The organism is Caldovatus aquaticus, from assembly GCF_019458025.1.
GTDB classification, from domain to species: domain Bacteria; phylum Pseudomonadota; class Alphaproteobacteria; order Acetobacterales; family Acetobacteraceae; genus Caldovatus; species Caldovatus aquaticus.
The window spans coordinates 58388-77641 of record NZ_JAHZUY010000008.1 but is presented as its reverse complement, the minus strand read 5'-3'; the positions used below and the strand labels follow the sequence as shown (position 1 = coordinate 77641).

Genomic DNA, 19254 nt, shown 5'->3' with positions numbered 1-19254 from the left:
CGCGCCGGCTGGCGCCGCCGGCCGCTCAGCCTCCGCCCAGGAAATCGCGCGTCCAGGCGGCGTACCGCTCCTCCCGCATCAGGCGCGCCAGGAAGCCGGGCGGCGGCAGGCCGGGGAGGTCCGACGGCTTCACGCCGTCGCGCAGCGCCCGCAGCGTCGCGTGCACCGCCTGCGCCGCGGCGGCGATCGGCTGGTGCCCCTGCAGCGCGATCCGCACCCGGTGCGCGGCGAGCAGGGCGCGGTCGGCGAGCTCGCCCTCGACGCTGCCGAGGATGAGCGGCAGCCGCGTCGCCTCGGCGATCGCGGCGAGCTGCGCGCGGGTCCTCACGCCGGTGAAGAACAGCGCGTCGGCGCCGGCCGCCTCGTAGGCCCGGGCGCGGGCGATCGCCTCCTCGAGCCCCGCGATCTGCGCCGCGCCGGTGCGCGCGACGACGAGGAAGGCCGGGTCGTCGCGCGCGGCGAGGGCGGCGCGGATCTTGCCGAGCCCCTCCTCGCGCGGGACGAGCTGCGGCTTCGCGGCGCCGTAGGGCCGGGGCAGCAGCGTGTCCTCGATGGTGGCGGCGGCGATGCCGGCGGCCTCCACCTCCTGGACGGTGCGCATCGCGTTGAGCGCGTTGCCGTAGCCGTGGTCCGCGTCCACCAGCACCGGCAGGTCGGGCGCGGCGCGGCCGATGCGCCGGCACTGCTCGGCGAACTCCGTCAGCGTCACCAGGATCAGGTCGGGCGCGCCGAGCACCGCGAGCGAGGCGGTGGAGCCGGCGAACATGCCGAGCTCGAAGCCGATGTCCTCCGCGATGCGGGCCGAGAGCGGGTCGTACACCGAGGCGGGATGGAGGCACTCCGTGCCGGCGAGAAGCGCCCGCAGGCGGGCGCGGCGGCGGGTGGCGGCAGTGGTCATGGCGGCGGCGGGCCCCTGGCGATTCGGTTCGTGCGTCACTCTGCCGGAGGCGGGGAGGCGGGGCGAGGGAAGGGCGGAGCGGGTGTTTGGCGACGGGAGGGAGGCCGGGGCACGGGGAGTCGCGGGGCGGCGATCGGGACAGAAACGCTCCATGGCAGCGCAGGACAGGCCGCCATGCCCCGCCCGGCCCTCCCCGCCGTCCGCCGCACCGCCCCCCCTCCCCGGCCGCGCCGCGCCGGACTTCCTTGCCGTCCGCCACCTCGTAGTGCGCCGCGGCCGGCGGCTGGTGCCCGCCGGCCTGCTGCGGCCGGAGGGCGGCACGCTGCGCCGCGCCCGGCGAGCCGGCGCTGATGGTCCGGCGGCCGCTGCCGTTCCCCTGCCGCGACGGGCTCGGCAACGGGACCTTCGGCCTCGATCGCGCCGGCGCCGGCCGGCTCGCGGCGCGCCGGGGCGGGGCGGCGCCCGGTTGCGGCCCATGGCGCGCCCGGCGCGGTGGAGATCGAGGCGCGTGCGGCACGGCTGCGGGCCGCAGCGCGGTGCGGCGAGACGGACGGTTCCGCCGCCTGGCGGGAGGTGCTGGCGCTGCGGCGCGACGCGGCGCTGCGCGCGCTGGATGCGGCCCGCGCCGGGACGCCGCTCGCCCGCGCGTCCGGCCATCTCCGGAGCCCGGCGGTGGCGCGGCGCCGGCGCGAGGCGGCGTTCGTCGGCGTCCTCTCGCCCTCGCCCCAGCACATCGGGCACGAGCTGGCGCGCCTCGACGCGGCGGGGCGCTGAGCGCGGAAGGGCGCGTTCCCGTTGCGTCCCGCGTCGGGGCCGCGGGGCGGCCGGCCCTTGAACGCAGCGCTCGCGTTTGCGACAGAAGAGGCCCATGAGCGGCGAGGTCGTCCGATTCTTCCGGCCCGGGCCCGACGACACGATCTGGGCGGTGGTGGCCCGGGTGGGTAAGGCGAGCCGGGTCGCCGAGATCTATCCGAGCCGCGCCGCCGCCCTCGCCGACCGCGACTGGCGCGAACAGCAGGTGCGGGCCTATGCCGCCTTCCTGCGGAGCTGCCGGCGCCCCGTGCCCTGCTACAGCGTGGCGCCGATCCGGCGCGCGGACCTGCCGCGGCGCTGGCGGCCGCTGCCCGCGCTCGGCTTCCTCCAGGGCTGACCCGCGGGCCGCTTTCCGGACGCGGCCGGTGGCCGCGGGACGCGCACGGGGCCGCCTCAGGCGCCGCCGTGCACCACGCCGAGCTCCAGCGCGGCGCGGTGGAGCCTGGCGGCGAACTCCGCCTCCGGCCCGAGGTCGGGCGGCGGCGGCAGCGCCTTCATCGCGTCGAACAGCGCCGCGCTGGCCGGGATCAGCACCCCGCAGGTGACGGCGAACTGCGGGTCGGCCTCGGCGACACGCGCGGCGAAGGGGAGGCCCGGCCGGGCGACCAGGGCGAGGGTCTCGTCCATCAGCCGGACCGGCGCGGGCGCGTCCATCTCCTCGAGCACCACGCCGCCCTCGGGGTGCAGGTCGCGCACCTTGAACAGCGACAGGCGCGAGGCGCGCAGCGCGGCGAGCAGGCGGGCGCGGTCGGAGCCCGGCTCCGGCGCCGGGCGGAGATGCGCGGCGTAGCGGTCGATGCCGCGCGGCAGCCGCCCGGCCGCGGCGTAGAGGCCGAGGTCGTAGAGCAGCACCGCCGCCGCCTCGTGCGGCACCGCCGGCTGCCGCCCGTCCCACAGGCCGAGATAGCGGGCGTAGGCGAGGAGGCTCGGCCGCGGCACATGGGCGAGCGCCGCGGTCTGCATCTCCATTCGCAGCGCGGCGAGGCGTCGGTAGCGCTCGGCCGGCGACAGCGCGGGCGTGGCGGGGGAAGTGGCGGGGGAATCAGACGGCAGGGGGCGTCACTCCGAGGCGGCGCGCGGTGGCGAGGATCGAGTCCCAGGTGTCGCGCTGCAGCGGCACGCCGTTGGCGAGGCGTTCGGCCCGGGTGCGCGCCTCCGGTTCGCCGGGGAGGAGCACCTCGCCGCCCGGCGTGGCGGGGCGGCTCGCCTTGACCCAGTCCACATAGGCGCGGCCGGCGCGCTGGAATTCCTCCTCGGTGCCGAAATGCGCGGGCGAGAGGTAGATCGAGAGCATGCCGTTGGCGATCCGCCCGCGCTCCTTCACCGGGCCGCAGGGGCCGCCGCCGGTCAGCGCGCCGGCGAGCAGCTCGCACATCAGGGCGAGGCCCGAGCCCTTGTGCTCGCCGAAGGCGCGGATCGCGCCCCGGCCGTTGGCGGGGTTGCGCGGGCCGGTGCGCTCGTAGGGGCCGTAGAGCGTGTGCGGGTCGCCGGAGAGGCGCCCGTCCGGCTCGATCAGCGCGTCGGCGGGCAGCGGCTTGCCGCCGTTGGCGGCGACCAGGACCTTGCCCTCGGCGACCAGGGAGGTGGCGAAGTCGAGCACGACGGGACGGCCCGCGAGCGGGACGCCGATGGCGATGGGCGCGGTCGAGAAGCGCCGCTCCACCCCGCCGAAGGGGGCGACCAGGCAGGAGCCGGCGACGTTGACGAAGTGGATCGAGATCAGGCCGGCGGCGACGGCGCGCTCCGCGTAGTCGCCGACCCGGCCGATGTGGCCGGCGTTGCGCAGGCCGACGAGGCAGGTGCCGTGCCGCTGCGCCCGCTCGATGCCGAGCGCGACCGCCTGGGGGGCGACGGTCTGGCCGAAGCCGAACCTGCCGTCGAGGAGGAGGAAGGTGCCGCCGTCGGTGACGGTCTCGACCGTCCGGCCCTTCACGACGTAGCCGGATTCCAGCCACTCGACGTAGCGCGGCACGCGGGCGACGCCGTGGCTGTCGTGGCCGGCGAGGTTGGCGCCGAGGAGGTGGGCGGCGATGCGCCCGGCCTCGGCGGCATCGCAGCCGGCGGCGAGGAAGATGTCGCGCACCAGGGCTTCGAGGGTGGCGGCGGCGATCCGCGCCGGGGCGGCGTCAGTGTCCATGAACGAGCGATCCCGATTCCGTCACGCCGCGCGGGTTAGCAGGCCGCCGCGGCCGCGTCACCCCGCCGCCGCGCCGCGTTCAGGGCAGCGCCGCGATCCTGCGCGCCCCGGCCGCGAGGTGGCGCATGTAGGTCGGCGTCGTCAGCATCTCGGAGATGCAGACATGCGGCGGCAGGGTGGCGACGAACACCGCCATGGCGGCGATGTCCTCGGGCTGCAGCAGGCGCGCGAGCTCCTCGGGCGGCACCGGCTCGGGGCGCTGCTCGAGGATCGGGGTCGCGACCTCGCCCGGGCAGATGCAGGTGGAGCGGACGTTGTGGATGCCGTTCTCCTGGTTGATCGCCTCGGAGAGCGCGACCAGGCCGTGCTTGGCGGCGGTGTAGGCGGGGCCGGAGAGGAAGGAGACGCGCTTGCCCGCCATCGAGGCGATGTGGATGATCAGGCCCCCGCCCTTCGCCTTCATCCCCGGCAGCACCGCGACCGAGGTCATGAAGGGCGCGGTCAGGTTGCCCTCGATCATCATCCGGATCGCCTCCGGCGTGAGCTGGTGCAGGTAGCGCCGCTTCAGGTTCACGCCGGCGTTGTTGACCAGGATGTCGGGGGTGGTCCCGAGGGAGTCCGCGAAGGTTGCGAGCGCGCGCGCGATCTGCGCCGCGTCCGTCAGGTCGGCGGGCAGGACCAGCGCGCTGCCCGCGGGCATCATCTCCGCCGTCTCGCGCAGCGGCTGCTCGCGGCGGCCGGTGAGCGCGACGCGCGCGCCCTCGCGCGCGAAGGCGAGGGCGATGGCGCGGCCGATCCCGGAGCCGGCGCCGGTGACCCAGGCGGCCTTGCCCGCCAGCCGGTTCCCGCTCACAGGACGCGCCCGGACTGCGGATCGATCAGGTGCATCTGGTTGAGGTCGGCGGCGAGCGGCATCTTCCGCCCGAGCTCGACCGGCACCGCGGGGTCGAGCCGCGCCGTGACCTCGGTGCCGTCGAGGGAGAAGATCATCATCGTCTCCATCCCCATCGGCTCGATCACCTCCGGCGCCGCCTCGACGAGGGCGATGTTCGGGCGGTCGAGGTTCTTGGGCTCCGTCAGGTGCTCCGGACGCAGGCCGAACAGCACCTCGCGCCCGGCGAGCGGGGCGTAGCGCTGGGTGCGCTCGGCGGGGACGGGCAGGACGATCTCGCCGGGCAGGTGCAGGCGCAGCGCCCCGGCGCTGTTCTCGAGCCGCGCCGGGATCATGTTCATCGCCGGCGAGCCGATGAAGCCGGCGACGAAGCGCGTCGCCGGGCGGTGGTAGAGCTCCTGCGGCGTGCCGACCTGCTCGATGTTGCCCTGGTTCATCACCACCACGCGGTCGGCGAGCGTCATCGCCTCCACCTGGTCGTGGGTGACGTAGACGGTGGTGGTGCGCACCGTCTGGTGCACCTTCTTGATCTCGACGCGCATCTGCACGCGCAGCTTGGCGTCGAGGTTGGAGAGCGGCTCGTCGAACAGGAACACCTTGGGGTCGCGCACGATGGCGCGGCCCATGGCGACGCGCTGGCGCTGCCCGCCGGAGAGCGCCTTGGGCTTGCGGTCGAGCAGCTCGCCGATGTCGAGGATGCGCGCGGCGTTCTCCACCCGCCGGCGGATCTCGTCCTTCGGGAAGCGCCGCAGAGTCAGCCCGAAGGCCATGTTCTCGTACACCGTCATGTGCGGGTAGAGGGCGTAGTTCTGGAACACCATGGCGATGTCCCGGTCGCGCGGCGGGATGTCGTTGACCACCGTGCCGCCGATCGCGATCTCGCCGGCGGTGATGTCCTCGAGCCCCGCGATCATGCGCAGCGTCGTGGACTTGCCGCAGCCCGAGGGGCCGACCAGGACGACGAACTCGTGGTCGGCGATCTCGAGGTTTATGCCCTTCACCGCCTGGACGCCGCCTTCGTACTCCTTGACGACCTTGCGCAGCGATACCTGAGCCATCTTCGGACGGGATCCCCCCTCAGCCCTTGGTGGCGCCGGCGGTCAGGCCGGCGATGTAGTAGTCCATCAGGAAGGCGTACACGAGCAGCGGCGGCGCCGCGGCCATGAGCGCGCCGGCCATGATCTTGCCCCACTGGAAGGTGTCGCCGCGGATCAGGTCGGAAACGATGCCGACGGTCAGCACCATGTTCTCGGAGCTGACCAGGAAGGCCATCGGATAGAGGAACTGCGCCCAGGAGACGGTGAAGGCGAAGATCGTCGCCGCCAGGATGCCGGGCAGCGCCACCGGGATGAAGATCCTCCACAGCATCTGGAAGTGGTTGGCGCCGTCGATCAGCGCCGCCTCGTCCAGCTCCTTCGGGATCGAGCTGAAGTACCCGATCATGATCCAGGTGCAGAACGGCACCGTCAGCGTCGGGTAGATCAGGATCATCGCCAGCAGGTTGTTGTAGAGGCCGAGCCCGCCGATGATCTGGAACAGCGGGATGAACAGCAGCGTCTCCGGCACCAGGTAGGTGAGGAAGACGCCGGTGGCGAGCGTGGCGCTGCCCCAGAACCGCATGCGGGCGAGCGCGAAGGCGGCGAGCGTGCTGATCACCATGGTGACCGCCACCACGACCAGCGTCACGATCACCGAGTTGCGGAAGTGGAGGAGGTAGTTGCCCTGCTGCAGCAGCTCCCAGTAGTTCTCGAGGGTCGGGCGCCGCACGACCCAGGGGTTGCCGGAGAGATCGGCGATCTCGGCGCTGCTCTTGAGGCTCGTCACCAGCATGTGGAAGGGCGGCGTCAGGAAGAACAGCACGAACACCGCCAGCGCGACGTAGGCGCCGATCAGTGCCCAGCGCCGCTCGCGCCGGATGCTGCCGACCTTGCGGTAGGCGGGCGCGGCGGCGCCCGCGGTGGTGAGGGAGGCCCCGCTCATCCGGCCATCTCCTTGGAGCGGCGGGTGACGCCGCGCAGCACGAACACCGCGAACACCGCGAGGATCGGGAACATGAACAGCGACACCGCGGCGCCGAGCGGGATGTCGCCCGACTGGATGCCCACCTGGAAGGCGTAGGTGCCGAAGATGTGCGTCCTGTCCTGCGGCCCGCCGTTGGTGAGGATGCGCACGATGTCGAAGTTGGCGAAGGTGACGATCAGGCTGAACAGCACCGTGATGGCGATGATGTTCTTCATCATCGGCACCGTGACGTAGCGCAGCTTCTGCCAGCCCGTCGCGCCGTCGATCGCCGCCGCCTCGTAGAGCTGGTCCGGCACCGACTTCAGCGCCGCCAGGTACATGATCATGAAGAAGGGCGCGCCGTACCAGACGTTGACCAGGATCACCGCGAAGCGTGCCCATCCCGGCTCGCCGAGCCAGGCGATGGGCGGCGCGCCGATCCCCATCAGCATCCAGTTGATCGCCGAGTAGGTCGGGTCGAACAGCCACCACCAGGCGAGCGTCGAGATCGCCGGCGGGATCACCCAGGGCACCAGCAGCATGCCGCGCCACTTGCGCTGCCCCTTGGCCGGCAGCGCGTGCAGCACGTGGGCGAGGATGAAGCCGATCAGCGCCTTGGCGATCACCGCGCTGACGGCGAAGATCACGCTCTGCCAGACCACGAACTGGAAGGTCTCGCGCGTCAGCAGGAAGGCGAAATTGTCGAGGCCGACGAAGCGCGTCATGCGCTTGTTCAGCATCGAGAGGTAGATCGCGTAGAAGAAGGGATAGGCCACTAGCCCGCCGATCACCGCGAGCAGCGGCAGCGTCATCAGGAAGGCGAGCGTGGACCGCCGCCGGGCGATCCGCCGCAGCCTGCCTGGGCGGGACGGGGCGGCCGCGGCCGGGACCCCGGGCGCCGCGATGACGTTTCCACCGGTCATGCTTGCCTCCCTGGCCGCGCGATGCCTGATGCGCCCGGGGGCGGCTGCGCCCCCGGGCGGCATCGCGTCAGCCGCGCTTGTAGCCCTCGATCTCCTGCTCGGCCCAGGCGAGCACGCGCTCCATCGGCTCGTTGTTCTGCACCATGCGGGCGATCATCTTCGCCTGGATGCCCTGGTTGTACATCTGCACGGCGATCTCCGCCGGCGCAGGAGCGAAGGCGATGTTCGGCACCGCCTTATGGTGCGGACGAATGGGATAGTTATATACAGTGCCGAGCGGCGGCTCGACCTTCCGCCAGGTGTCGATGTCGTCGAACATGCTGGCGAAGGGCGGGATGTCGTAGCCGACCGAGGCGTCCACCAGCTTCTGCACCTGCTCGAGCTGCGTGAGGTGCTCGATCAGCGCCTTGGCCGCCGACTTGTTGCGGCTGAAGCTCCACAGGCCGTAGAAGTAGGGCAGGTGCGGAACGGGGTGGCTGACCGGGCCCGCCGGGCTCGGGAAGTGCCAGGTGTTGCGCGCCACTTCCGGCGCGTCGCGCCGCGCCACCGCCCAGGCCGAGGGCGGGTTGAAGATCAGCGCCGTGCGCCCGGCGATCAGCGCCCGGTTGTTGGTGGCGTCGTCCGCGGCGAACATCTCGCTCGGGATGTGCTGGAACAGGCGCTTCGCGTAGTCCAGCGCCTGCCGCACCTTGTCGTTGTTGCGCACGGTGATGTTGCCGCGCGCGTCCACCAGGTCGGCGCCGAAGCTGCGGAACATCGCGCCGATCCAGTCGGTAGCGTCGGTGAAGGTGCCGGCCGGCAGGGCGAAGGGGAACCCCGCCTCCTTGCACTTCTGCGCCGCGACCAGGAAGGTATCCCAGTTCCAGTTCTCGGCCCCGGGGCCGAGCCGGTTCTCGGCCGGGTACATCGCCTGCACGTCGATGCCGGCGTGCTGCTTCATCAGGTCGATGCGCGCGGCGGAGCCCTTGTACTGGGTCCCCGCGGTCTGCGGCACCGCCCGCCAGGTGCCGTTGATCTTCGCCAGGTACTCGGAGGCCTGGTTCACCGGGCCGTACTTCTGGATCAGCCGGCCCATCACGTCGTCCATCGGCTCGAGCAGCCGCTGCTGGTCGTGCACCTGCCAGGTGGGGAAGGAGAGGATGTCGTGCCCCTGCCGCGCCTGCGCCTCGGCGGCGATGGTCAGCAGGTTCTTGTTGCCGACCGAGGTGATGAAATCGAGGGTCACCTCGACCCGGTTCTTCTGCGCCCATTCGTTGACGATGGCGCGCATCGCGGCGTTGGCCGGCTCGCCCACCCAGTGGTCCCAGAAGCCGAGCGCCAGCCTGCCGCCCGCGGCCTGCCCGAGCACCGCGGGCGCCGCCAGGGTGGAGGCGGCGATGCCCGCCGCGCCGGCCCGCAAGACGCCGCGCCGCGTCGTTCCGCCGATCGCTGTCATTCTTGTCTGTCCTCCCAGAGGGGCCGTCGGCCCGGGTTAGCGCCGGAGGAAGTTAGGCGGCTGCGCACCCCCTTGGCAACCTGGTCCCCTCCGTTCCGCCGCCCCGCCCCACCTCTTGCCGGTCCTCGCGCCGGGAGGGACGATGCGCCGCATGAGCGATACCCACCGCTGCGACGCCATCGTGGTCGGCGCCGGGATCGCCGGCGCGACGGCGGCGGCGCATCTCGCGGAGACCCATCCGCGCCTCGTCCTCCTCGAGGCCGAGGACAGCGCGGGCTACCATTCCACCGGCCGTTCCGCCGCGCTCTGGATCCTCAACTACGGTCCGCCCGATGCGCGGGCGCTGAGCGCGGCGAGCCGCAGCTTCCTCGAATCCCCCCCGGCGGGCTTCAGCGCGGCGCCGCTGACGCGGCGCAGGGCCGTCGTCTTTCTCGCCCCGGAGTCGCAGCGCGCCCATCTCGCGGAGATGGTCGCCGCCGGCGAGGGCCTGGAATGGGTGGACCCGGCCGAGATCCGCGCCGCCGTGCCGGCGCTGCGCCCGGACTACGCCGTCGCCGCGGCGATCGAGCGCGACGCCTTCGACATCGACGTCGCCGCGCTGCACCAGGGCTTCCTGCGCCAGGCGCGCGCGCGCGGCGGCACCCTCGCGCTGCGCCAGCGCGCGGCCCGGATCGCGCGCACGGGCGGCGCGTGGCGGGTGGAGACCGGGGCCGGCGCCGTCTTCGCCGCGCCGCTCCTCGTCAACGCCGCCGGGGCCTGGGGCGACGCGGTGGCGCGCCTCGCCGGTCTCGCTCCGCTCGGGCTGCAGCCGAAGCGCCGCACGGCGCTGATCGTGGACCCCGGCCCCTACGACTGCGCCGACTGGCCGCTGCTCAACGACGCCGACCACACCTGGTACGTCCGCCCCGAGGCGCGGCGGAAGCTGCTCGTCAGCCCCGCCGACGAGACCGACACCGAGCCCTGCGACGCGCAGCCCGAGGAGCTCGACGTCGCGATCGCGATCGAGCGCATGCGGCAGGCGCTCGACATCCCGGTGACGCGGGTGGAGCACCGCTGGGCGGGCCTGCGCACCTTCACGCCGGATCGCAGCCTCGCCATCGGCGCCGGCGAGGCGGAGGGCTTCTTTTGGATGTGCGGCCAGGGCGGCTACGGCATCCAGACCGCGCCGGCGGCGGGGCGGCTGCTGGCGGCGCTGGCCACCGGGCGCGATCCGGGGCCGGAGCTGGCGCGCGTCGTGCCGCTGGTGGACCCGCGGCGGTTCGCGCGAGGCGGCGGCGCGCGCTGAGTCCTGCCCGCCGCGGCCTCCCCGGCCGCATCGGGGCGCGCGGCCGCTCCCGCGCGTGGCGGCCCGGCCGCCGCTCAACGCCCGTGGCGCGCCAGCGCGGGGATCATGCGCGCCGCCACGTCGTCGCGCCGCACCAGCGCATGCCAGAGCGTCGCCAGCACGTGCAGCGCCACGAGGCCGAGCATCGCGTTCGAAAGCACCTCATGGACCTCCTTGAGGCTGCGGCGAAGACCGAGGGGGGCGAGCGGCGTCGGGATCTCGAACAGGCCCAGGACCGGCAGCGGGCGGCGGCCCGCCATCGCGGCGAGCAGGCCGGTGAGGGGCAGCAGCAGCATCAGGGCGTAGAGCGCGAGATGCACGGCCGGCGCCAGGCGTTCCTCCCAGGCCGGCCCGGTGGGGACCGGCTCCGCCGCGGCCGGACCAGCCGGCCGCGGCCACCGGCGCGCCAGGGCACGCGGCAGCACCAGCGCCAGCACCGCGAGGCCGATCAGGGCGTGGCTACCGCTCAGCGTGACCTGCAGGAGCCCGCGGCCGACCTCGTCCATCACCTGCCCGAGCACCCAGGCGAGGCCGATCGCGGCGGCCATGGTCCAGTGCAGAGCGATGCTGAGGCGCGAGTAGCGTGGGGCCATCGGCGGGTCTTCTGCGCGCCGGGCGGGCGGGCCCGGCGCGCAGGGTTATGGCCCGAGTCGCAGGTGCGCCTCCTTGATGTGATGCAACCCCGTGTGACGTATTGTCACGGTGGCGGCGCGGCGGGCGCGCCCGCTACGCCGCCGGCGGCGGAGGGCTCGCCGGCCGCCCGCGCTCGCTGCAGGCCCAGGCATGGCCATGGACGAGGCCTTCGTCGTAGGGCTCCCCGGCCGGCGCGGCAGGCCTGAGGATCACCGGGGCGGGCCCGAGGCTTGGCCTCGCCTTCTCCCGCGCCCAGTCGTGGCCGTGCACCAGGCCCTCGTCGTAGCGGTCGTCCGCCATGGTCCGTCCTCCTCGGTGCCCGTGATGCGCGCGGCGCGGCGCTACTTCGCCGGCGCCGCGGCGTCGTGGAACTGCGCCGCCTCGGTCGAGTGGGCGAGCGCCGTCGTGCTCGACCGCCCGCCGCCGGCCGCGGTGGCGATGGCGTCGAAGTAGCCGACGCCGACCTCGCGCTGGTGGCGGACGGCGGTGAAGCCCTCGGCCTCGGCCGCGAACTCGGCCTGCTGCAGCTCGGAATAGGCGCCCATGCCGCGCTCCCTGTAGGCGCGGGCGAGCCTGAACATCGAGAGGTTCAGGCTGTGGAAGCCGGCCAGCGTGACGAACTGGAACTTGTAGCCCATCGCCGCGAGCTCGGGCTGGAAGCGCGTCGCCGCCTCGACGCCCATCTTGCGCTGCCAGTTGAAGCTCGGCGAGCAGTTGTAGGCGAGCATCTTGCCGGGGAACTCGCGGTGGATCGCCTCGGCGAAGTCGCGCGCGTCGTCGAGGTCGGGCTCCGAGGTCTCCCACCACAGCAGGTCGGCATAGGGCGCGTAGGCGAGGCTGCGGGCGATGGCGTACCGCTTGCCGACGCCGGGCCTGATGCGGAAGAAGCCCTCCGGCGTGCGCTCGCCGCTGAGGAAGGGGCGGTCGCGCTCGTCCACGTCGCTGGTAAGAAGCTGCGCGCTCTCCGCATCCGTGCGGCAGAGCAGCACGGTCGGCACGCCCTCGACGTCGGCGGCGAGGCGGGCGGCGTTGAGGGTGCGGATGTGCTGGGCGATGGGGACCAGCACCTTGCCGCCGAGATGGCCGCACTTCTTCTCGGAGGCGAGCTGGTCCTCGAAGTGCACGCCCGCGGCGCCGGCCTCGATCATCGCCCGCATCAGCTCGTAGGCGTTGAGCGTGCCGCCGAAGCCCGCCTCGGCGTCGGCGACGATCGGGGCCATCCAGTAGGTGTCGTCGCCCCTGCCCTCGAGGTGCGCGATCTGGTCGGCGCGGCGCAGCGCGTTGTTGATCCGCCGCACCACCGCCGGCACGGAGTCCACGGGGTAGAGCGACTGGTCGGGGTAGGTCGCGCAGGCGGTGTTGGCGTCCGCCGCCACCTGCCAGCCGGAGAGGTAGATCGCCTGCAGCCCGGCCTTCACCTGCTGCACGGCCTGCATGCCCGTGAGCGCGCCGAGCGTGGCGACGAAGGGCTCGGTGCGGAGCAGGTGCCACAGGCGCCGCGCGCCCATCTCCGCCAGGGTGTGGCGGATGCGGAAGGAGCCGGCGAGGCGCGCGACGTCGGCCGGGGTGTAGTCGCGGCGGATGCCGTCGAAGCGGCCGGGCTCGGGGTTGGGGAAGCCGCCGGCGGGGGTGCCGTCCGGGGCGTGGGCGGGGTTCGGGGCGGGGCGCATCCGCGGTCTCCGTGATGGCGTGCGGTGCGTGAAGAATTCACATTGCGGGTGCGAAGTTCAGCCCCAGATTCGGTCGCGATGCCGCAAGGCGGTAGAGGTTTTCACTGGCCTTCCCCGCGATCTGTAAAGGATGTGAAGATTGGCGCGCCCCCTCATCGGCCGCACCGTCCGCCGCCTGCGCCTCGAGCGCGGCCTGACGCAGCAGGCGCTCGCCGCCCGCCTCGGCATCTCGGCGAGCTACCTGAACCTGATCGAGCACGACCAGCGCGCCGTCACCGCCGCGCTGCTGATCAAGCTGACCGAGGCGCTGGGCGTGGACCTCGCCGCGCTCTCCGGCAGCGCGGAGCGCCAGCTCGAGGCCGGGCTGCGCGAGGTGCTCTCCGACCCGCTGCTCGGCGTCGAGGCGGTGCCGGAGGCCGAGGTGGCGGCGGCGGCGGCGAGCGCGCCGAACCTCGCGCGCGCCGTGCTCGCCCTCTACCGCGCCTGGCGCGTGGCGCGCGAGGACGCGAGCGGCATCGCCCTGCCCTCCGGCCGGCGCCTGCTGCTGCCGACCGAGGAGGCGCGCGACTTCTTCCACGAGCACGCCAACCACTTCCCGGCGCTGGAGGCGGCGGCGGAGGCGATCGGGCGCGAGCTCGGCGCGGCGCCGGCGGAGCTCAACCACGCCGTCGCCGAGCGGCTGCGCCGCCGCCACGGCCTCACCGTCGCCGTCGGCCCGCTGGAGGGGGCGCTGCGGCGCTACGACCCGGCGGCGCGCCGCCTCGCGCTCGCCGAGACGCTGCCGCGCGAGAGCCGCGGCTTCCACATGGCCTTCCAGCTCATGCTGCTCGAGGCGCGCGAGGCGGTGGAGGCGGTGCTGGCGCCGGCCGCGCCCTCGACGCCGGAGGCGGCGGCGCTGATCCGCATCGGGCTCCTCAACTACGCCGCCGCGGCGCTGCTGATGCCCTACGGCGCCTACCTCGCCGCCGCGCGGGCGCTGCGCCACGACGTCGAGGCGCTGGCGGCGCGCTTCGGCGTCAGCTTCGAGCAGGCCTGCCACCGGCTCTCGACCCTGCAGCGCGAGGGGGCGCGCGGCGTGCCCTTCTTCTTCCTGCGCGTCGATCCGGCGGGCAACGTGGACAAGCGCTTCTCGGCGGCGGGCTTCCCCTTCGCGCGCTTCGGCGGCTCCTGCCCGAAGTGGATCGTGCACCACGCCTTCGCCACGCCGGGCACGCTGCGCGTGCAGGTGGCGGCGCTGCCGGACGGGGCGGCCTTCCTCTGCTTCGCGCGCACCGTCCACGGCCCGGCGCCGCGCTGGGGCGAGCCGCCGCCGGTGCACGTGGTGGCGATGGGCTGCGACGTCGCCCGGGCGGGGGAGGTGGTGTACGCGGACGGGCTCGACCTGGCGCGCGCCGCGGTCGGCATCGGCCTGTCCTGCCGCCTGTGCGACCGGCCGGACTGCCGCAGCCGGGCCTTCCCGCCGCTGGCGCATCGCCTCGCCCTCGACCCGGCGGAGGAGGGGGCGGCGCCCTGGCGGTTCGAGGCGAAGCGGCGCTGAGCGGCGGACGCGGCGGGTCAGTGGGCGTGGCCGGCGGGCGCCGCCGCGGCAGGGCGCGGCGCCGGCCGCCGCGCTGCGGCCGTGGCGGCCGACCGGCGCGCGGGGGCGGCAGTCGGCGCGGGCGCCGCGGCCGGCGCCTCCGCCGCGTGGCCGCCGGCGTGGCCGGGCGCGGCGGCGTGCCCCTCCATGCCGTGGATCATGGAGGGATCCACGCGCACCGCCTCGGGATCGCCCGGATAGGCGGCGATCACGCGCCGCATCAGCGCGATCTCCTGGCTCTGGTCGGCGATGATGCCGACGTTCAGCCACTTCAGCACGCCGTTGCGCGCGTTCGGGTCCGCGTTGTAGGCGCGCGCCATGTCGAGCGCGGCCTGGTGGTGGATCGTCATCGCCTTGGCGAACTGCACGTCGCGCTCGGTCACCGGCCCGTCCGCCAGCGCCTCGGCGATGCCGGGCAGCGGCGCGCGTCGGAAGCCCCAGATCTGGCCGAGATTCTCAGTCGCCAGCGGCCGCAGCGCGAGCCGCACGAAGCCGAGGTCGGCGAGGCGCGGCCGCTCCTCGATCCGCCGCGCGATGTCGTCGAGCAGGGCGATCTCGTAGGCCTGGTTCTCGATGATCGCCTGGGCGAGGCGGCGGAGCACGGGCGAGGAGGCGTTCGGGTCGGCGAGATACGCCCGCGCCATGGTCAGCGCCCCGGCATGGTGCGCGCGCATCGCGGCGACGTAGCGGCGGTCGGCCTCGGCGGCGGCGCGCGCCGCCTCGGCCGGGTCGGCGCCGGGCGGCAGGATCAGCACGTCGAACCAGATGGAGGGGACGGGCGCGTCGCCCGGCGCGTATTCCCGCAGCGGGTCGGTGGCCTGGTCGGCGCGGGCGGGCGGGCCGGCGAGGGCGGCGAGCATGGCGGCGGCCGCGGCGAGGCCGGCGCGCCGGCGGCCCGGCGCGGCGGGGGAACGGGCGGCGGTCATGGCGGCGGTTCTCCGTCTCCGGACTTCGGCGGCTCCCCGGAAACGCCGGGAGCCGCGGGCGCCAGGACATGGCGGTTCCCACGGTGGGAAGGTCAAGGCCCGCTGCGGCTGACGCGGTGCGCGGCCTGCCCTAGCCTGGGCGCCGTGCGGAGGGGAGGAAGGCGCCGATGCTGACGGTCTGGGGCCGCAGGAATTCGATCAACGTCATCAAGGTGCTGTGGGGGCTGACCGAGCTCGGCCTGCCCTGCGAGCGCATTGACGCCGGCATGGCCTTCGGCCGCGTCAACGACCCGGACTACCGCGCGCTGAACCCGAACGGCCGCGTGCCGACGCTGGTGGACGGCGACTATGTGCTGTGGGAGTCGAACGCGATCCTGCGCTACCTCTGCATGCGGCACGGCGGGGCGAAGGGGCTCGCGCTCTATCCCGCCGACCCGGGGGCGCGGGCGAGCGTGGACCGCTGGCTCGACTGGCAGCTCTCGACGCTGAGCCCGGCGGAGCGGGGGCTGTTCTGGGGCATGGTGCGCACGCCGCCGGAGAAGCGCGATATGGCGCAGGTGCGGGCGGCGATGCAGGCGGCGGCGGAATGCTGGGCGATCCTCGAGGCGCAGCTCGCGCGGCACGGCGGGCCGTACGTGGAGGGGGCGGCGTTCACGCTCGCCGACATCGCGCTCGGCGCCTATGCGCGGCGCTGGTTCGGCGAGGAGGTGCGCATCGAGGGCATGCCGGAGTTCCCGGCGCTGCGCGCCTGGTACGAGCGGCTGGGCGAGCACGAGGGCTTCCGCCTCTGGCTGGGGCCGCGGCTGACGTAGGCGGAACGGCGGCCGGGGGCGCGGCGGGCGGGCCTCACCCCTCGAGCCGCGCCGGCAGCGACAGGAAGCCGCGGAACCGCGCCCGCCCGCCGCGCACCGGGGCGCCGTCCAGCGCGTAGCGCGGGAAGCGCTCGAGGAACATCGAGAGCGCGACGCGCGCCTCCAGCCGCGCCACCAGGAGGCCGGCGCAGATGTGCGCGCCGCCGCCGAAGCCGAGATGCGGGTTGGGCCTGCGCGCGACGTCCAGCCGGTCCGGGTCGGCGAACACCTCCGGGTCGCGGTTCGCCGCGCCGATGCAGAGCGTGATCAGCGCGCCCTCCGGCAGGTCCACCCCGCCGATCCGCGCCGGCCGCACCGCGCGCCGGTTGCCGAACTGGTTGGAGGACTGGAAGCGCAGGAACTCCTCCACCGTGCTCCGCATCAGCGCGGGGTCGGCGAGCAGGCGGGCGCGCTCGCCCGGCCATTCGCAGAGCAGGTGCAGCGCGTTGCCGATCAGGTTGGTGGTCGTCTCGTGCCCGGCGTTGAGGAGGAAGATGCAGTTGTGCAGCAGCTCGTGCGCGGTCAGGCGCTCGCCGGTCTCGGCCTCGCCCATGATCAGCCGCGTCAGCACGTCGCGCGCCGGGTCGCCGGGGCGGCGGCGCGCGGCGACGAGGGTCTCGAGCCAGGCGAGGAACTCGCGCACCGCCCGCTCGCCGCGTTCGCGCCGCTCCGGCGTCAGCACCGGCTCGAGCGCGCCGAGGATGGCGAGCGACCGGCCGCGCAGCGGCCCCCGTTCCTCCCGCGGCGCGTCGAGGAGGTTGCCGATCACCTCGACCGGGATGACGGCGGCGAAGTCCTCGATCAGGTCCACCCGGCCGCCGGGCTTCGCCGCCATCGCGTCGAGCAGCCGCGCGACCAGGGCGCGCAGCCCCGGCTCCATCGCCGCGACCGCGGGCGGGGAGAGGGCGCCGCCGATCAGGCGGCGGACGCGGGTGTGCAGCGGCGGGTCGTTGAAGACGAGGCTGGTGGTGTGGTGCTCGTAGAGCGGCCCGCCGCCGAACTTCGCCCCGAACTCCACCTTCTTGTCGGAGCTGAAGGTGGCGGTGTCGCGATACACGGCGGAGAGGTCGGCATGGCGGGTGAGGAACCAGGTCCCGTCGGGCAGCCGGTGCACCGGCGAGAGGCGCCGCAGCGCGCGGTAGGTCGGGAAGGGGTCCTCGTAGAACTCCGGCGGCAGGGCGCGCAGGTCGAAGCGGCGGACCAGCTCCGCCTCGTCCGGCGCGCCGGGGGCGGCGGCGCTCACGCCTTCACGTCCATCGCCTGCCGCAACCCGTCGGAGAGCAGGTTGAAGCAGATCGAGGTGACGAAGATGCAGGCGCCCGGCAGCACCGCGACCCAGGGCTGCACGTAGATCGCCGTGCGCAGCGTGTTCAGCATCAGGCCCCACTCGGGCTCCGGCGGCCTGGTGCCGAGGCCGAGGAAGGAGAGGCCGCTCGCCAGGATCATGCTCACGCTGATCAGGCTGGTCGCGTAGACGAAGATCGGGCCGAGCACGTTGCCGAGCACGTGCACCCGCACCACGGTGAAGGCTCCGGCGCCGGAGGCGCGCGCCGCGTCCACGAAGTCGAGGCTGCGCACCCCGGTCGTCACGCTCTCGGCGACGCGGATGATCGGCGGGATGAAGACCAGGGTCAGCGCCAGGATCGCGTTCAGGATGCCGGCCCCGAGCGCGCCCGAGATCGCCACCGCGAGCAGCACCGAGGGGAAGGCGTAGAACACGTCGGTCACGCGCATGATCGCCATGTTCACCTTGCCGCCGGCGTAGCCCGCCAGCACGCCGAGCGTGGTGCCGACGACGAAGGCGATCGCCACCGGCAGGATGCCCATGAACCAGGAGAGCCGCCCGCCATAGAGCAGCCGCGTCAGCATGTCGCGCCCGAGCTCGTCGGTGCCGAGCGGGTAGCCGGGCGTGCCGATCGCGCGCAGGCGGCGCAGCATGCTGCCCTGGTAGGGATCGTGCGGCGCGAGCAGCGGCGCGAAGAGGATGGCGAGCAGCATCGCGAGCAGGATCAGCGCGCAGGCGATCGTCACCGGATCGCGCCGCAGGCGCTTCCACACGCCCGCCCAGTAGCCCTGGGAGCGGACCGGCGCCTGCCGCGCCTGGACCGCGAGCTCGGCCTCGGCGGCGGTGGCGGGGCGGGTGGTCGTCGTCGTGCCCATCGGCGCCTCCCCCTCAGGCCCGCCGGATGCGCGGGTCGAGCGCCGTCTGCATCAGGTCCACCGCCAGGTTCAGCGCCACGAAGAACATGGCGAGCACCAGGATCGTGCCCTGCAGCACCGGCAGGTCGCGCTGGAAGATCGCGCTGTTGAGCAGCAGCCCCGTCCCCGGCCAGGAGAACACCGTCTCCACCAGGATCGAGCCGCCCATCAGGTAGCCGAGCTGCAGCCCCATCACGGCGAGGGTGTTGGGCGCCGCGTTCTTGACCACGTGCAGGAACACGCCCCGGCGCGTGAGCCCCTTGCCGCGCAGCGCGACGACGAATTCCTGGTTCATGATCTCGGCCACGATCCCGCGCACCGTGCGCGTCACGATCCCCATCGGGATCACCGAGAGCGTCACCGCCGGCAGCACCAGGTGCTGCACGTGCTCCCAGTCCCACGCCCAGTCCGACGAGCCGCCCGGTCCCGCGCCCATCGCGGGCAGCCAGTTGAGCTGCACCGAGAAGATCACCACCAGCACCATGCCGAGCCAGTAGTGCGGCACCGACACGCCCGCCACCGCCGCGCCCACCGCCACGCGGTCGAGCAGCGAGCCGCGGAAGGTGCCCGCCAGGCCGCCGAGGACGCAGCCCAGCGTGAAGCCGAGCAGCGCCGCCGCCACCGCCAGCGTCAGCGTGTTGCCGATCGCGGTCGACAGATCCGACCACACCGTCCGCCCCGTCGCCAGCGAGCGGCCGAGGTCGCCCTGCGCCACCTTCGCCAGCCAGATGCCGAACTGCACCGGCAGCGGCCGGTCGAGGCCGTAGTCGCGCCGCACCTGCTCCACCACCTCGCCCGGCGCGTCCGCCGGGACGATGGCGTTGATCGGGTCGCCCGGGGCGATCTGCACCAGCATGAAGCAGACGAAGCCCACCGCGAGGGCGATGGGCACGGCGTAGAGGATGCGGCGGATCAGGTAGCGGATCATCGGTCCCTCGATGGCCCCGGCGCGGCGCTCGGCGCGCCGCGCCGGCGG

At 74.1% G+C, this 19254-nt stretch carries 20 protein-coding genes; 5 read left to right on the top strand and 15 right to left on the bottom strand.

What is annotated here, in order from left to right; translation table 11 throughout:
• Positions 1 to 25: 25 nt before the first annotated feature.
• The gene (locus K1J50_RS05755; protein WP_220116611.1) at positions 26 to 898 is read right to left on the bottom strand and encodes an isocitrate lyase/PEP mutase family protein; all 873 of its coding nucleotides are present in this window, start codon (positions 896 to 898) and stop codon (positions 26 to 28) included.
• 492 nt (positions 899 to 1390) lie between these two features.
• On the opposite strand from K1J50_RS05755, the gene K1J50_RS05750 reads away from it, so the two are divergent.
• Both K1J50_RS05750 and K1J50_RS05745 read left to right on the top strand, forming a co-directional pair.
• A complete protein-coding gene (locus tag K1J50_RS05750; RefSeq protein ID WP_220116610.1) occupies positions 1391 to 1672 on the top strand; it encodes a hypothetical protein in 282 nt (93 codons plus the stop codon).
• Positions 1673 to 1766: 94 nt separating this feature from the next.
• On the top strand, positions 1767 to 2048 hold the full coding sequence (locus K1J50_RS05745) for a hypothetical protein (RefSeq protein ID WP_220116609.1): 282 nt from the start codon (positions 1767 to 1769) through the stop codon (positions 2046 to 2048).
• A gap of 56 nt (positions 2049 to 2104) precedes the next feature.
• On the opposite strand, the gene K1J50_RS05740 is transcribed toward K1J50_RS05745, so the two are convergent.
• The 7 genes from K1J50_RS05740 to K1J50_RS05710 all read right to left on the bottom strand — a co-directional run bounded on the left by K1J50_RS05740 (position 2105) and on the right by K1J50_RS05710 (position 9099).
• Entirely contained in the window at positions 2105 to 2680 is a 576-nt protein-coding gene (locus K1J50_RS05740; RefSeq protein WP_220116608.1) for a hypothetical protein, read from the bottom strand.
• 73 nt (positions 2681 to 2753) lie between these two features.
• Positions 2754 to 3848 (bottom strand): malate/lactate/ureidoglycolate dehydrogenase, encoded by a 1095-nt coding sequence (locus tag K1J50_RS05735; protein WP_220116607.1) that lies wholly within the window; start codon positions 3846 to 3848, stop codon positions 2754 to 2756.
• A gap of 79 nt (positions 3849 to 3927) precedes the next feature.
• Entirely contained in the window at positions 3928 to 4701 is a 774-nt protein-coding gene (locus K1J50_RS05730; protein WP_369413527.1) for an SDR family oxidoreductase, read from the bottom strand.
• On the bottom strand, positions 4698 to 5798 hold the full coding sequence (locus tag K1J50_RS05725) for an ABC transporter ATP-binding protein (RefSeq protein WP_220116606.1): 1101 nt from the start codon (positions 5796 to 5798) through the stop codon (positions 4698 to 4700). Before K1J50_RS05725 ends, K1J50_RS05730 begins: the two co-directional genes overlap by 4 nt.
• Positions 5799 to 5817: 19 nt before the next feature.
• Positions 5818 to 6720, bottom strand: a complete 903-nt coding sequence (locus K1J50_RS05720) for a carbohydrate ABC transporter permease (protein ID WP_220116604.1) — start codon at positions 6718 to 6720, stop codon at positions 5818 to 5820.
• Positions 6717 to 7664, bottom strand: a complete 948-nt coding sequence (locus tag K1J50_RS05715; protein WP_220116602.1) for a carbohydrate ABC transporter permease — start codon at positions 7662 to 7664, stop codon at positions 6717 to 6719. The genes K1J50_RS05720 and K1J50_RS05715 overlap by 4 nt, the downstream gene beginning before the upstream one ends.
• Positions 7665 to 7731: 67 nt before the next feature.
• The gene (locus K1J50_RS05710; RefSeq protein ID WP_220116601.1) at positions 7732 to 9099 is read right to left on the bottom strand and encodes an ABC transporter substrate-binding protein; all 1368 of its coding nucleotides are present in this window, start codon (positions 9097 to 9099) and stop codon (positions 7732 to 7734) included.
• 151 nt (positions 9100 to 9250) lie between these two features.
• Here K1J50_RS05710 and K1J50_RS05705 point away from each other — a divergent pair, with 151 nt between their 5' ends.
• Positions 9251 to 10384 (top strand): NAD(P)/FAD-dependent oxidoreductase, encoded by a 1134-nt coding sequence (locus K1J50_RS05705; RefSeq protein WP_255574965.1) that lies wholly within the window; start codon positions 9251 to 9253, stop codon positions 10382 to 10384.
• Between the two features lie 74 nt (positions 10385 to 10458).
• Here K1J50_RS05705 and K1J50_RS05700 read toward each other — a convergent pair whose 3' ends face one another.
• The 3 genes from K1J50_RS05700 to aceA form a co-directional block, all read right to left on the bottom strand.
• Positions 10459 to 11016 carry a cytochrome b gene (locus K1J50_RS05700; protein ID WP_220116599.1) on the bottom strand — a complete coding sequence of 186 codons (558 nt, stop codon included), beginning with the start codon at positions 11014 to 11016 and terminating at the stop codon, positions 10459 to 10461.
• A 133-nt stretch (positions 11017 to 11149) separates the two neighbouring features.
• A complete protein-coding gene (locus K1J50_RS05695) occupies positions 11150 to 11356 on the bottom strand; it encodes a hypothetical protein (RefSeq protein ID WP_220116598.1) in 207 nt (68 codons plus the stop codon).
• Positions 11357 to 11397: 41 nt separating this feature from the next.
• Positions 11398 to 12726: an isocitrate lyase gene (gene aceA, locus K1J50_RS05690; RefSeq protein WP_220116597.1), complete on the bottom strand. Its 1329-nt coding sequence runs from the start codon at positions 12724 to 12726 to the stop codon at positions 11398 to 11400.
• Between the two features lie 139 nt (positions 12727 to 12865).
• Between aceA and K1J50_RS05685 the strand changes: the two genes are divergently transcribed.
• Positions 12866 to 14263 carry a helix-turn-helix domain-containing protein gene (locus tag K1J50_RS05685; RefSeq protein WP_220116595.1) on the top strand — a complete coding sequence of 466 codons (1398 nt, stop codon included), beginning with the start codon at positions 12866 to 12868 and terminating at the stop codon, positions 14261 to 14263.
• Between the two features lie 17 nt (positions 14264 to 14280).
• Here K1J50_RS05685 and K1J50_RS05680 read toward each other — a convergent pair whose 3' ends face one another.
• Entirely contained in the window at positions 14281 to 15228 is a 948-nt protein-coding gene (locus K1J50_RS05680; RefSeq protein WP_220116593.1) for a DUF305 domain-containing protein, read from the bottom strand.
• A gap of 167 nt (positions 15229 to 15395) precedes the next feature.
• Between K1J50_RS05680 and K1J50_RS05675 the strand changes: the two genes are divergently transcribed.
• The gene (locus K1J50_RS05675; RefSeq protein ID WP_220116586.1) at positions 15396 to 16040 is read left to right on the top strand and encodes a glutathione S-transferase family protein; all 645 of its coding nucleotides are present in this window, start codon (positions 15396 to 15398) and stop codon (positions 16038 to 16040) included.
• A 34-nt stretch (positions 16041 to 16074) separates the two neighbouring features.
• On the opposite strand, the gene K1J50_RS05670 is transcribed toward K1J50_RS05675, so the two are convergent.
• The 3 genes from K1J50_RS05670 to K1J50_RS05660 are packed head-to-tail and all read right to left on the bottom strand — an operon-like array spanning position 16075 to position 19206.
• Positions 16075 to 17322, bottom strand: coding sequence for a cytochrome P450 (locus K1J50_RS05670; protein ID WP_220116584.1), 1248 nt, complete (start codon positions 17320 to 17322; stop codon positions 16075 to 16077).
• Positions 17319 to 18239 carry an ABC transporter permease gene (locus K1J50_RS05665; protein WP_220116580.1) on the bottom strand — a complete coding sequence of 307 codons (921 nt, stop codon included), beginning with the start codon at positions 18237 to 18239 and terminating at the stop codon, positions 17319 to 17321. The genes K1J50_RS05670 and K1J50_RS05665 overlap by 4 nt, the downstream gene beginning before the upstream one ends.
• A 13-nt stretch (positions 18240 to 18252) precedes the next feature.
• Positions 18253 to 19206 carry an ABC transporter permease gene (locus tag K1J50_RS05660; RefSeq protein WP_220116578.1) on the bottom strand — a complete coding sequence of 318 codons (954 nt, stop codon included), beginning with the start codon at positions 19204 to 19206 and terminating at the stop codon, positions 18253 to 18255.
• Positions 19207 to 19254 lie beyond the last annotated feature (48 nt).